Annotated in this window: 11 protein-coding genes and 1 pseudogene; 9 read left to right on the top strand and 3 right to left on the bottom strand. The window is 33.9% G+C overall.

Features of this window, described 5'->3' with window-relative positions:
- The first annotated feature begins 92 nt into the window (after positions 1-92).
- Positions 93-2,963 (top strand): leucine--tRNA ligase, encoded by a 2,871-nt coding sequence (gene leuS, locus NBRC110019_RS08490; protein WP_281754027.1) that lies wholly within the window; start codon positions 93-95, stop codon positions 2,961-2,963.
- Between the two features lie 294 nt (positions 2,964-3,257).
- On the opposite strand, the gene NBRC110019_RS08485 is transcribed toward leuS, so the two are convergent.
- Positions 3,258-3,593, bottom strand: a complete 336-nt coding sequence (locus tag NBRC110019_RS08485; RefSeq protein WP_281754025.1) for an MmcQ/YjbR family DNA-binding protein — start codon at positions 3,591-3,593, stop codon at positions 3,258-3,260.
- Positions 3,590-3,874: pseudogene (locus NBRC110019_RS08480) on the bottom strand (DUF4260 domain-containing protein); the annotation flags it as partial. The pseudogene NBRC110019_RS08480 and the gene NBRC110019_RS08485, both read right to left, overlap by 4 nt.
- Positions 3,875-4,156: 282 nt before the next feature.
- Here NBRC110019_RS08480 and NBRC110019_RS08475 point away from each other — a divergent pair.
- The 3 genes from NBRC110019_RS08475 to NBRC110019_RS08465 all read left to right on the top strand — a co-directional run bounded on the left by NBRC110019_RS08475 (position 4,157) and on the right by NBRC110019_RS08465 (position 7,213).
- Positions 4,157-5,242, top strand: coding sequence for a diphosphomevalonate decarboxylase (locus NBRC110019_RS08475; protein WP_281754023.1), 1,086 nt, complete (start codon positions 4,157-4,159; stop codon positions 5,240-5,242).
- A gap of 69 nt (positions 5,243-5,311) precedes the next feature.
- On the top strand, positions 5,312-6,250 hold the full coding sequence (locus NBRC110019_RS08470; protein WP_281754021.1) for a mevalonate kinase family protein: 939 nt from the start codon (positions 5,312-5,314) through the stop codon (positions 6,248-6,250).
- 54 nt (positions 6,251-6,304) lie between these two features.
- Positions 6,305-7,213, top strand: a complete 909-nt coding sequence (locus NBRC110019_RS08465) for a geranylgeranylglycerol-phosphate geranylgeranyltransferase (protein WP_281754019.1) — start codon at positions 6,305-6,307, stop codon at positions 7,211-7,213.
- Between the two features lie 86 nt (positions 7,214-7,299).
- On the opposite strand, the gene NBRC110019_RS08460 is transcribed toward NBRC110019_RS08465, so the two are convergent.
- Positions 7,300-8,784, bottom strand: coding sequence for a cellulose synthase family protein (locus NBRC110019_RS08460; protein ID WP_281754018.1), 1,485 nt, complete (start codon positions 8,782-8,784; stop codon positions 7,300-7,302).
- A gap of 681 nt (positions 8,785-9,465) precedes the next feature.
- Between NBRC110019_RS08460 and NBRC110019_RS08455 the strand changes: the two genes are divergently transcribed.
- The 5 genes from NBRC110019_RS08455 (at position 9,466) to NBRC110019_RS08435 (ending at position 13,779) form a co-directional block, all read left to right on the top strand.
- Positions 9,466-10,971 (top strand): sensor histidine kinase, encoded by a 1,506-nt coding sequence (locus NBRC110019_RS08455; protein ID WP_281754016.1) that lies wholly within the window; start codon positions 9,466-9,468, stop codon positions 10,969-10,971.
- Positions 10,958-11,356: a response regulator gene (locus NBRC110019_RS08450; protein WP_281754014.1), complete on the top strand. Its 399-nt coding sequence runs from the start codon at positions 10,958-10,960 to the stop codon at positions 11,354-11,356. The genes NBRC110019_RS08455 and NBRC110019_RS08450 overlap by 14 nt, the downstream gene beginning before the upstream one ends.
- Positions 11,357-11,487: 131 nt before the next feature.
- Complete coding sequence (locus tag NBRC110019_RS08445) at positions 11,488-11,982, top strand: hypothetical protein (protein WP_281754011.1); 495 nt, start codon at positions 11,488-11,490, stop codon at positions 11,980-11,982.
- Between the two features lie 199 nt (positions 11,983-12,181).
- Positions 12,182-13,210: an SDR family oxidoreductase gene (locus NBRC110019_RS08440; protein ID WP_281754009.1), complete on the top strand. Its 1,029-nt coding sequence runs from the start codon at positions 12,182-12,184 to the stop codon at positions 13,208-13,210.
- Positions 13,210-13,779: a Crp/Fnr family transcriptional regulator gene (locus tag NBRC110019_RS08435; RefSeq protein ID WP_281754008.1), complete on the top strand. Its 570-nt coding sequence runs from the start codon at positions 13,210-13,212 to the stop codon at positions 13,777-13,779. The genes NBRC110019_RS08440 and NBRC110019_RS08435 overlap by 1 nt, the downstream gene beginning before the upstream one ends.
- Positions 13,780-13,813 lie beyond the last annotated feature (34 nt).

Raw genomic sequence — 13,813 nt, 5'->3', positions numbered from 1 at the left:
CGTAGCTAGGCAGGCTTGTTAACTTAACTTTTATAATTACCTTTGACACCGATTTTTAATAGAATATTCAGGTAATTAGTAAACATACAGTAATGAACTATAATCCAAACGAAATTGAAGCCAAATGGCAACAATATTGGGCAGAAAACCAGACTTTTAAAGCTTCTAACAACAGCGATAAACCAAAGTATTATGTGCTGGACATGTTTCCTTATCCTTCAGGGGCAGGGTTACACGTGGGGCATCCGCTGGGATATATTGCCTCTGATATTGTAGCCCGTTACAAACGTCATCAAGGTTTTAATGTATTACACCCACAAGGGTATGATTCGTTTGGACTACCAGCAGAGCAATATGCCATTCAAACAGGGCAACACCCTGCTATTACTACCGAGACGAATATTAAGCGTTACCGTGAGCAATTAGATAAGATTGGATTTTCTTTTGACTGGAACAGAGAGGTGCGTACATCGAATCCTGAATATTACAAATGGACACAATGGATTTTTATCCAATTGTTTAATTCATGGTACAACATAACGGCCGATAAAGCTGAAGATATAACTACCCTTATTACTGTTTTTGAGAAGGAAGGAAACGCAAGTGTAAAGGCTGTTTGTGATGAGGATGTTGCTGTTTTTACAGCAGAAGAATGGAACGGATTTACGGGAGAAGAACAACAAAAAATACTGTTACAATACCGTTTAACCTATTTAGCGGAAACCGAAGTGAACTGGTGTCCAGCTTTAGGTACAGTATTAGCAAATGATGAAATAGTAAACGGGGTATCTGAACGTGGAGGACATCCAGTAGTTCGTAAAAAAATGACTCAATGGAGTATGCGTATCTCTGCTTATGCAGAGCGTTTACTAGAAGGGTTAAACCGAATTGATTGGACCGAATCGTTAAAAGAGAGTCAACGTAACTGGATTGGTAAATCGGTAGGAGTTAGTGTAACTTTTAATGTTAAGCAAAGCGATGCTACTATTGAGGTATTTACCACCAGAGCTGATACTATTTTTGGAGTTGCGTTTATGACATTGGCACCAGAGCACGATTTAGTAGCACAAATAACTACTGAGGAACAACAAGCTGAGGTAGCAGCTTATATAGAAGCAACCGCAAAGCGTAGCGAGCGTGAGCGAATGGCCGATGTAAAAACCATTTCGGGGGTATTTACTGGTGCGTATGCAGAGCATCCGTTTACTAAAGAACCTATTCCTATATGGATTGGAGATTATGTGTTGGCAGGTTATGGTACCGGAGCTGTAATGGCAGTACCATGTGGAGATGAGCGTGATTATGCGTTTGCCAATTTCTTTAAAGGAACCAACGGAATGCCTGAGATTAAGAATATTTTTAGTCCTCTAACCGCTAATGGGGAAATCGATACTTCTGATGAGGTAATTAAGGAGGAAGCTTTTGCGGCTAAGCAAGGGTTTGTTTTAAAATGTTCTGATTTCTTGGATGGATTAGGGTACAAGGAGGCTACACAAAAAGTGATTGAAGAACTAGAAGCCATTGGTGCTGGTAAAGCGAAGGTAAACTATCGTTTACGTGATGCCGTATTTAGCCGTCAACGTTATTGGGGAGAACCTTTCCCTGTATATTATGTAAACGGAATGCCGCAAATGATTGCCGATGAGCATTTACCGATAAGATTACCGGAGGTAGAAAAGTATTTACCAACCGAAACAGGTGAGCCACCATTAGGAAACGCCACAGTTTGGGCTTGGGATACTGCTAATAATGAGGTAGTGGCTAACGATAAAATAGACCATGAAACGGTATTTCCTTTAGAGCTTAATACCATGCCGGGTTGGGCTGGTAGTAGCTGGTATTTTAACCGCTATATGGATGCAGGTAATACCGAGGAGTTTGCATCACAAGAGGCGTTAAACTACTGGAAAGATGTAGATTTATATATAGGAGGTAGTGAGCATGCTACAGGGCACTTACTGTATTCTCGTTTCTGGCAAAAATTCCTATTTGACAAAGGAGTAGTGCCGGTAGATGAGTATGCTAAGAAGCTAATTAACCAAGGAATGATTTTGGGGAATAGTGCTTTTGTGTATAGAACTGAAGATGCTAAGACTTTAGTGTCTAAAGGTCTTATAGGTGATAAAACTGTATACCCTATTCATGCAGATTTAACTGTCATAAATGATGTAACTAACGAGTTGGATATCGAGGCGTTTAAGGCGCATCCATTATATCAAGACTATCAAGATGCTGAGTTTATTTTAGAAGATGGAAAATATATTGTAGGTAGAGAGGTAGAGAAAATGTCGAAATCTAAATACAATGTAGTAAACCCAGATGATATTTGTGCTGAGTATGGGGCAGATACGTTGCGTTTGTACGAAATGTTTTTAGGGCCATTAGAGCAGGCTAAACCTTGGAATACTGCTGGTATGACAGGGGTTTCAGGTTTTCTTAAAAAACTATGGCGTTTGTATACCACCGATAACGGGTTTGAAGTAACCGATGCAGAGCCTACTAAAGAAATGTATAAGGTATTACACCAAACCATTAAAAAAGCGACAGAAGATATTGAGAATTTCTCATTTAATACTTCAGTGTCTCAGTTTATGATTTGTGTAAACGAGTTAGGGAAATTAAAATGTAACCACCGTGCTATTTTAGAGCCTTTGGCGGTATTGGTTTCTCCGTATGCACCGCACATTGCAGAAGAGCTTTGGGCAGGTTTAGGTTATGAAGGTTCTATTGCTATGGTTGCCTATCCTAAATTTGAGGAAAAATACTTAGTAGAAAGCAGCAAAGAATACCCTGTATCATTTAATGGTAAAATGCGTTTTAAAATAGAATTGTCTTTAGAGCTTTCAGTACCTGAAATCCAAGAGATCATTTTAGCAGATGAGCGTACCAAGGCACAGTTAAATGGTAGAGAACCTAAAAAGGTAATTATAGTACCAGGGAAAATTATTAATATCGTAGGATAGTAGACTAGAAAATTGAGATGAACTGCTTTGTAGGCTTACCCACAAAGCAGTTCATATATGGGTATAAAAAAAGCACACGATGCCTAACTTAAAATGTGTGCTTTTTTATTATGGAAAAAAGACCAAATGACTCATTTGGTCTTTTAATTTTTGGGGGTGTCAAAACCTGTAAAACTATTTTAGGCTGTTCACCTAAAGGCTAAATTATAATATGATTGAGATGATTCCTAAAAATAACGTTATAATGCAGAGTTATCACGATAAAAGTCTACTCATATAGTAGATTGCCTCTTTTTAGGTAATTTTTTTTACTACTTCTTCGTAAGAGTGGGTTATTAATTTTGTTACTTCTATGTCACTCAAGTCTGAATGCAGTGTTACAGTATTCCAATATTTCTTATGCATATGAAATCCAGGGTTAACGGCTTCGTAGGTAGCTCTGAGTGTTTCAGATTTTTCAGGATCGCATTTTAGATTTAGCTTAGGAGTTCCTAATTCCCAGTCTAGTAAAGAAGTTAGACAAAACATTTTGCCGGCTACTTTAAAAACTAGCGTATCCTCATTAAACGGAAAACTGTCTGTCACGCCTTTTTTAGATAAACAGAAGTTATATAATTGTTCTATATTCATTTAGCACCTAAATTTCCCAAGTGTGTAAACTTAAACCCTTTGTTGTGTTTTAATCCGTATCCGAAGATACGATCCATAGAGGAATGCGTAAACAAAACAATTCCAATAATGGTTAGTGTACTGTTTTGATAATAAAATCCAGCTGCATAAAATAGGATAGCAATACCTTTATGGTGAAAAATATTATAGCCTATTGCTCCTATTTTATTATTAATAAGGTACCCTAAGGCACCAATGTCTGGTAGTAATAAAAGAGGAAAAAACCACGCAAATGGAATGTCTTGTAAATAAAATAATTAGCCTCCTACTATAAACATGGCTAGTTCTTCAAGTTGTAAAAGTAATTTCATGGTTTTGGTATTTGGGTATAAGTTATACTAAAACTAGTTATGTTACATATTGAATGTAAGATATTTGAAATTAAGACGTACATTTTTATAAGAAAATTAGAATAATTATTTTTTAGTCTTATTTATCTCAACAAATTTAATATTGAAACTGCAGGACATTAGTGGAAACCTTGTATATTTGTTTCAGGTCAAAGACAAATATAAAACTCTGGAATGTCTAAGAAAAAATTCACGCCTTCTAAGTATTCTAAGAAGGCTTTAGAAGGGAGCGTTACTTGGAAATCGCCTAGCAATATAGCCTTAGTTAAATATTGGGGTAAAAAACCTGTGCAGTTACCTGCTAACACTTCTATTAGTTTTACATTAGATACTTGTGCAACCACCACTACATTGCATTACAGGTATTTAGAAAAAAGAGCAAAAGATTTTAACTTTAAAGTAGTATTTGAAGGAGAGCGTAAAAAAAGCTTTGAGCCTAAAGTTAAAAAGTTTTTTGATAACATAGATGGATATTTTTCATTTCTTAAAGAATATGAGTTTACCATTGAAACCTCCAATTCTTTTCCGCATAGTAGTGGGATAGCTTCTTCTGCGAGTGGAATGAGTGCTTTGGCACTTTGTCTTATGAGTATGGAAGAGCAATTGGTGAAAGAGAAAATGGAGTCTGACTATTTTATGGAGAAAGCTTCGTTTATTGCCAGATTAGGTTCGGGGAGTGCTTGTAGAAGTCTTAAAGGGCCAATGATGGTTTGGGGACAGAACGAAGATATTAATGGGAGTAGTAATGAATATGCAATTAAACATCCGCACAGTATACATGAGGTGTTTCATAACTTTCAGGATACTATTTTGTTAGTAGACAAAGGGGAGAAAACAGTTAGTAGTACGGTAGGGCACGATTTAATGCATTTTCATCCGTTTGCTAAAAAGCGATTTAAACAAGCTGAAAAAAATATAAGTACTTTAAAGGGGGTTTTAAAGAAAGGAGACTTAAAAGCATTCATTAGATTGGTAGAGAGTGAGGCGTTAACTTTGCATGCAATGATGATGACTAGCTTGCCTTATTTTATTTTAATGAAACCTAATACACTTGAGGTTATTAATAAAATTTGGGAGTTTAGAAAAAAAACCAAATTACATGTTTGTTTTACCTTAGATGCTGGTGCAAATGTACACGTTTTATACCCTGAAAATGAAAAAACGGAGGTTTTGGCATTTATTAAGGAGGAATTGGCGCAATTTTGTGAAAATCAGCAGTATATTTGCGATCAGGTAGGAAAGGGAGCTACTAAGCTATAATTATAAAATAAAAATTTTAGGTGGTAAGCCTAAAGTGTTACATCTCGATTTTCGAGGAAAGTTTGATTTATGAAGGGACCTTTATTTTATTCGAAGATTATTTTATTTGGAGAATATGGTATGATCAAAGATTCTAAGGGATTATTGGTGCCATATAACTTTTATAATGGAGCTTTAAAGAATGATGGTAATACATCTGAAGCTGCATTAAAATCAAATGAAAACTTACAAGCGTTTACAGCTTATCTTGAGAAAATCCAAAAGGAAAAGCCAGAATTGGTTTCTTTTGATTTAAAAGCGCTTAAGAAAGATATAACGGAAGGGATGTATTTTGATAGTACCATTCCGCAAGGATACGGAGTAGGCAGTAGTGGTGCGTTAGTAGCTGCTATTTACGATCAGTATGCCCATAATAAGATTACCGTACTTGAAAATCTTACTAGAGAAAAACTATTGATGTTAAAAGCTGTTTTCTCTGAAATGGAATGTTATTTTCATGGAAAATCGAGTGGTTTAGATCCTTTAAATAGCTACCTAAGCATTCCTATACTAATAAATTCTAAAGACCATATTGAGCCTGCAGGTATTCCTTCTCAGAGAGAAGGGGGTAAAGGAGCGGTGTTTTTATTAGATAGTGGAGTTGTAAGTGAAACGGCTCCGTTGGTGCAAATGTTTATGGAAAACATGAAGCAAGATGGTTTTAGAAAAATGATTAAAGATCAGTTTGTTATCTATACCGATGCCTGTATTGATGATTTCTTAAAAGGGAATGTGAAATCGTTGTTTAAAAATATTAAGAAACTTTCTCATGTAGTGTTAGATCATTTTAAACCAATGATTCCGGCTACTTTTCATGAGCTTTGGAAAAAAGGTATTGATACTAACGATTATTATCTTAAACTATGTGGTTCTGGCGGCGGCGGATATATCTTAGGTTTTACTGAAGATATAGAAAAAGCTCAAAAAGCTCTAGAAGGACACCAATTAAAAGTGATTTACAACTTTTGATACATGATGTTGAGGTAAAGGCCTGCCGACCCTTAATATAAACACAAAACTTTTATGGCTAGAAGTGTCCGTAAAATGGCTTTTTTAAAGCTACTTAGTTTGTTTTCTGTTATTAGAGGGTATAATATTCTTATTATTACTTTAGCTCAGTATTTAGCCTCTATATTCATATTGGCTCCTGATACCTTGTCATTGCGAAATGTGTTATTTGATGCGAATCTGTTTATGATTGTAACGGCGTCTGCATTGACAATTGCTGGTGGTTATATTATTAATAATTTCTACGATGCAGAGAAGGATGTTATTAACAAGCCTTTAAAGTCTAAGATAGATCGTTTAGTAAAGCAAAACACCCAGCTTGTGGTGTACTTTTTACTAAATTTTATGGCCATTATAGCGGCTAGTTATGTGTCGTTTAGAGCGGTGGTATTCTTTTCTATGTATATTTTCTGGATATGGTTCTATTCGCATAGATTAAAGAAGGTGTTGTTTGTAGGTAATTTTATTTCTTCTGTACTTTCTATTATGCCTTTCTTTGCGGTGTTTGTGCATTACAACAACTTTGATTTGGTGATTTTTGTACATGCAACCTTTTTGTTCTTACTTATTTTATTGAGAGAATTTGTTAAGGACTTAGAAAACTTAACAGGAGATTTATTAACCGATTATCAAACCATACCGGTTAAGTTTGGAGAACGTATCTCTAAGTGGGTTATTACTGTTACAACGGGATTAACACTTATTCCCGGGGTGTTGCTAATACAATACTATAATATAGGAAAAATGGAGTACTACTTCTATTTTACCACTATTTTATTGGTGTTATTTATGGTGTTGGTTTGGAAGACACATGATAAAAAAGGATACCTTTTACTGCATAACATTTTAAAGTTTATTATTGTAAGTGGGGTGTTTAGTATTTTATTAGTAGATACTACTGTGGGTATTAGTAGGATATTTTAATAGAATACCTTATTTATAAAAACAACGGACGCCTTTTTAAAAAGGCGTCCGTTGTTTTATATTATGGTTATATAAATTTTTTTAGCTTATACTTTAGAAGTTAACGACTGATAGAAAACAAATCCAAAACCAGCAAATAACATAAAGTGAAATGGGAACATACCAAAGTCGTTTAATTGTGTAGCACTGTACATACCAAACATAAAGTAACACATTAAAATAGCCTCAAAAATCATGTTAGGAGACAATTTGGTATTAATGTATTTGTTGCCTTTCCAAGTATCTTTAAGATTGTTAATGTTAAACTTAGGAGTTCTTACAAACTCACTACGTTTGCCCATGTGTCCTTGAATAACCGCTACAGAATTGTGTAACGAAAAACCAAGGGCAACAGAGAAAAAGGTAAAGAACAATTTAATATAATCTATAAAGCTATCAAAACTGCTACCCTGAATGCTCTTATAAGTGAACCAATAGCAAACAAATAAGATAATAGTACTTACAATAAAAAAGCTTGTCATTTCAAATACCCAACCCAAATGACCAAAAGAGTTTTTAATATAGAGCATAGGGATGCTTAAAATAGCCACCACAAATACAAATAAAAACATAGAGCTGTTTAGTAAGTGCATAATTCCGTGGCACTTAGTTTTAAAATCGATACCGTTAGCAGAAAGTACTCTACTAGCCGTTTTTCTAAAGTTTTCAGCTCCACCTTTGTTCCATCTGAACTGCTGAGAACGTGCAGCACTAATTACTACCGGTAATTCAGCAGGGGTTTCTACGTCTTCAAGATATTTAAACTTCCAATTTTTTAATTGAGCTCTATAACTAAGATCTAAGTCTTCAGTTAATGTATCACCTTCCCAGTTTCCTGCGTCGATAATACATTCTTTTCTCCAAATACCAGCTGTACCATTAAAGTTGATAAAGTGCCCTTTAGAGTTTCTACCAACTTGCTCTAAGGTAAAATGAGCATCTAAAGCAAATGCTTGTATTCTTGTTAAAACAGAATAATCACGGTTAATATGTCCCCATCTGGTTTGCACCACACCAATTTCAGAATCTTTAAAATAGATAACGGTTTTCTTTAACCAATCGCTATCTGGTAAAAAGTCGGCATCGAAAATGGCAATAAATTCACCTTTAGCAATTGCAAGACCATCTTTTAAAGCGCCTGCTTTAAAACCTTGTCTGTTGGTTCTTCTTATGTGTTGAATGTCGATTCCTTTTTCTTGTAAATCGGCAATTAATTTTGCGGTATCTTCAACAGATTCATCTGTTGAATCATCTAAAACCTGAATCTCTAATTTATTTAAAGGATATTCTATTTTAGAGATATTTTCTAATAAACGTTCTACAACATACTTCTCATTGTAAAGAGGTAATTGTATAGTAACCATAGGTATTTCATTCGGATCCAAAAGGTTAAACTTTGGGGCGTCATCAGTTTTTCGTTTAAAACCAAGGTAGTTAATAAGAAGATTTAGCTGTGCTAAACTGTAGAAAAAAATTAACATTAAAGAAAAACAGTAAATAGCAATGATAATGTAGGAGATAGCTAAATTCATTTACCTGAAGATTATTAGTTATAAATAGGTTTTATTGATGCAAATATAGTATCTTTTATGAATAGGAGTGATTTACCAGGTTATTAATTTGTGAAGAATGGCAGGTGAAATGGCGGTGTAAATAGCGGATGGTTGTTTATTTGTTGGAGTATTTTAAGAATTTTTTAAGATTTTAATTTTATATCGCTAATAATCATTATGCTAACTTCATTTTTTGTGAAATTGGGAATAGATTTAACTTTTAAAAAATGAAATTATTTTTAAGGATAGACCTAATTTTTTTTTAATAGAGTTCACTTTGTTTGTATTGGTAAGTGAATACTTCCAAAAAATGAATAACGGACAACCTTTGCAAAAATTTTCCACATTAGGTTTTTCTGAAATTAGGGCATGTCTTGACCATTTTACTATCAAATCGATAGATTTTTATAAAAAATGTTAGTTCTATTTTAGAGATGTGAAAAAAGTGGAGTTTTATCATGCCATTTCCTATGTATTCTAAAGGATTATTTACAGAATAGTGTGATTGGGAATATGAAGCGCTTCTAGTAAAAAATGGAATTTGGGGATATTATAGATGCTTTAAGAAAGAGACTAAGAAGCACTTTGTGATAAGGTTATATTATATTTCAAAAAAAAATTGTACTTTCAATTAGCTATTAGTACTTAAATATAAATTTAATGAATGAATCTGAAGACATGAATCCTGTTTCTTGGGGTAATGTAGATGGTGGAAAATCTTCCCCTAGCTATAGTGATGTTGTTATGGGCAGTTGGGATATAGATTTAGTAAATGAAACAATTTATTGGAGTAAAGAAACGTATGCTATACATGAGCTTTCGCAGGATGTAAAGCTTACTTTAGAAGAAGCTTTTAGTTTTTTTGAGGGAGATCAATTAGAAATATTACAGGAACATTTTCAAATAGCGCTTGTAAGTAATGAGCGTTATGATTTATTTGTAGAGCTAACTACTGCAAAGAAAAATAAGAAATGGGTTAGAGTTGTTGGTATTCCTGTTTTTGAAGGAAAGGAGTGTGTACGAATATATGGTTTAATTCATGATTTCTCTGATACGCGGATTCGTGAGAATATAAATAAAAAGCAAAAGGAGGTTTTTGAGAAGATTTTTTATGAAGGCTCTACGGGTATGGGCGTAAGTGATGTGACCGGTAGATTCATTATGGTAAATCAAAGCCTTTGCAAGATATTCGGATATTCGGAAACAGAACTTATAGGAAAGTCTTTTAGAGATATTACACATCCTGATGATCTTGAGAAGAGTGTAGCTTCTATTAAGAAGTTTTACTCGGGTGAAATTAAAGACTTTAAAATAGAAAAACGATATTTAAGTAAATCAGGGAGCGTAATTTACGGGTTGCTTTCTGCCTCAATGATAAATGATCATGTAGGGAATCCGTTGTTCTTTGTAGTTCAAGTTACAGATATAACTATCAGAGTAGAAGCAGAGAAGAAGATCCAGTCTTTGTTAGATGTTACCTCAGATCAGAATAAGCGTTTATTAAATTTTGCGCATATTGTATCGCATAATTTAAGATCGCATTCAGGAAATCTTACGATGCTCATGGATTTGATTAAGGAGCAAAATCCTAACATTTTTGCTAATGAAATAGTGACTTACATTAATAAAGCCGTTATAGATCTTAGCGAGACCATAAGTAACCTTAACGAGGTGGTTCAGGTACATACCGATCGTAGGAATGATTTGGAAATATTAAATTTAAAGTCTTATATTGACAAGGTTCTTAGTGTGTTAACAGGAACTATTTTAGAAACACATTGTAAAGTAGTGGTAAATGTATCTGAAGATTTAAAGGTAAAATATAATCCGGCATATCTAGATAGTGTCCTGCTAAATTTAATTAGTAATGCCATTAAGTACAGATCTGATGAGCGTATACCTGAAATAAATATATTTACCGAAGAGAAAGGGACGTTTTTAGTATTGAACGTGAAGGATAATGGATTAGGTATTGATCTTGAAATGTACGGAGATGCCTTATTTGGTATGTATAAAACTTTTCATGTAAATAAAGATAGTAGGGGTATTGGATTGTTTCTTACCAAAAACCAAGTAGAGGCTATGGGGGGAAAAATTGAGGTGGAAAGTGAAGTAAATAAAGGAAGTATTTTTAAAGTTTATTTGAGTAAGCATGAAGAAAATTAATCTGGCCTGTATTATTGATGACGATCCAATTTTTGTATTTGGTATCAGACGTATTATGGAAATGGCCAATTTTTGTAATGGCATTTTAATTTACAATAACGGAAAAGAAGCATTAGATGCATTAACGGCTATAATTAAAAGTGAAACCAGCTTACCCGAATTAATATTGCTTGATATAAACATGCCTATTATGGATGGCTGGGGGTTTTTAGATAGAATAATGGCTATAGAAATACCTAAGCCGGTAACTATTTATATAGTTTCGTCCTCAATAGACCCTACCGATTTTAACAAAGCCGAAGAATACTCAAGTGTTAGTAATTTTATTGTAAAGCCAGTTACGGTTGAAAAGCTAAAGCATATTTTAAAAGAATTTACTCCCTAAACCTGATAAATTTCATGAAATTTGAGTAGATTGTGAAATAAGTAGGTTTTGTATGTAAAAAAATGTAAATTGCCAAAGATAATTATAGAAATTGAGGATTTAGAAATCGTCGATTTTAACAAAGAGAGATTATGAAGAGTTTTATAGTATTGTTATTTACATCGTTGGTAACCTTTGGTCAGTCAGTGGTTTCAGAGGAAGAAATGTTTAGTCCAGAACGAAAACGTTTTACTGAAACGTGTATTGCTTTCGCAAACGATTTAGCTCAGTCTAATAGCCAAACAGATTACAATGCCTATTTTTCTAATACGCTGTCTAACGAGTATATAGGGGAATTAAAAAACTTTCAATCACAACTTCTTTCATATTCAGAAAGAACGTTTACCATTTCTGCTGATTTAAGTAATGAAAACGTTTACGTACTAGTATTTCAATTGGGTGAGAATTCTGAAAATGTTACAAAACTATTTTTACTGTTCAATCCTGACGACAACCTTGTAGACGATTTTATGGTGATATCTAATGAGGTAGAAGTAAATACAGAAGAAGAAGTAATACCATATACAAAAACCGAAGTAGAAATACCAACTACTACGGTAACCATAAGAATTGCAGATATAAATTAAAATCTATAAAGACTCATAATTAAGAGTCTTAAATTTAAAGAATTTCCTAGAATCTCTGAATTATAACTTTTGAGTAACTTACATGTGTCAGAGGGATTTTTGGAAATTCTTTTTTTCTACCATTATCTAGAACTTCATTTATTACCATTTGGTAATTGTTGCTCTTTATAGCCTATATACTTTTGAGAAAAATAAAATCATGAAATCAAAAGTATTGCTTACCGGAGTTACCGGCTTCTTAGGATCGCATACTGCTATTCAGTTGTTGAATAAAGGATACATAGTTATTGGCACGCTTAGAAATCAAAGTAGATCGGAAGAAATTAAAAGTATTATTAAAGCACATACCACTAATTGGGAATTGCTAACTATTGTTGAAGCCGATTTATTAGATGTTGCTATTTGGGATGAACTAACCAAAGGTGTAGATTACGTATTGCATATAGCATCTCCTTTTCCGAGAAAACTACCCAAAAATGAGATTGATTTAGTAAAACCTGCCAGACAAGGGACTTTAAATGTGCTAAAAGCCGCCAGTAATAATGGGGTGAAAAAAGTGGTGATGACTTCCTCTGTAGCTTCTATTATATATGGTAAGACCAAAGCTGAGTTAGGAGTGGAAATGGATGAGAATGACTGGACAGATGTTGGCAACCGTAAGGATACTACGCCGTATTTTAGAAGTAAAACCATTGCAGAAAGGGCGGCGTGGGATTTTATGAATACTTTAGGCACAAAAATGGAATTAACTACCATATTACCGGGAGCAATATTGGGGCCGGTATTAGAAAAGGATTTTGGTACTTCTGCGAATATTGTGATTAAATTGTTAAATGGAAGTTCGCCTGCCTTAGCTAAAATAGGATTTGAAATTGTAGATGTTAGGTCTGTGGCTAATTTGCATATATTGGCAATGGAATCATCGGTTAGTTCGGGTAAACGTTATGTGGCTTCTGCTGGTTATAGCATGTTTAAAGAGATAGGAGCAATTCTTCAAAAACAATTTCCTAAGCGGACAATTCCTAAAAGAGAATTACCAAATTGGGTAGTGCGCTTGTTTTCTAATATAGATACAACATTAAAACCTATATTAGTAGATTTAGGAGTAACCCGAAAGTTGAATAATACAAAAGCTATAAAGGAATTGGGCTGGGAGCCTATTTCTGTAGATGAGGCGGTTATTTCATGTGCAAAAAGTATCTTTGAAAAAGGTATAATTAAATCATAATGAAACGTTTAGAGCAAGTGTTAGGTTTTGGCGGTATCCTCTCAGAAGAGAGTATAAAGTATGCTGTTACGTATTTTCAGAAAATTGATTTGAAAAGTTTAGAGCATTTTCATAAAGCCTACAAAATAGCAAGTAAAGTTGGTTTTGTTGAAGAAGGAATTTTAAGAATGTATAATGTAGATGAAAACGGTAAAGAGATAACTAAGTATTTTATTAGAGAAAACCAGTTTACGGTAGATTTAGAAAGTTACTATACTCAGAGTCCGGGTAAAGATGCTATACAGGCGGTTATTCCCAGTACACTGTATGTGGTAAGTAAAACAGATCTTGATATACTTGCAGAAGAGGTGCCTAATATGTATATATTTATAAAAAGTATTACCGAAGCACAGTTACTAAATAAAATAAAGGATAACGATTTTTTAAACTTTGGAGATGCTAGAACAAAGTATCTTGAGTTTATAAAACGATACCCTAATTTGGCTAAATATGTACCGCAACAATATATAGCTTCCTATCTAAAAATAACTCCACAGTCACTTAGCAGAATTAGAACTAGTTTAGACTAAACGGAACCTGAGGATCTACCATATCTACTTTATG

The organism is Neptunitalea chrysea (assembly GCF_027924145.1).
Classification (GTDB): domain Bacteria; phylum Bacteroidota; class Bacteroidia; order Flavobacteriales; family Flavobacteriaceae; genus Neptunitalea; species Neptunitalea chrysea.
This window is presented reverse-complemented; position numbering and strand designations above follow the sequence as displayed.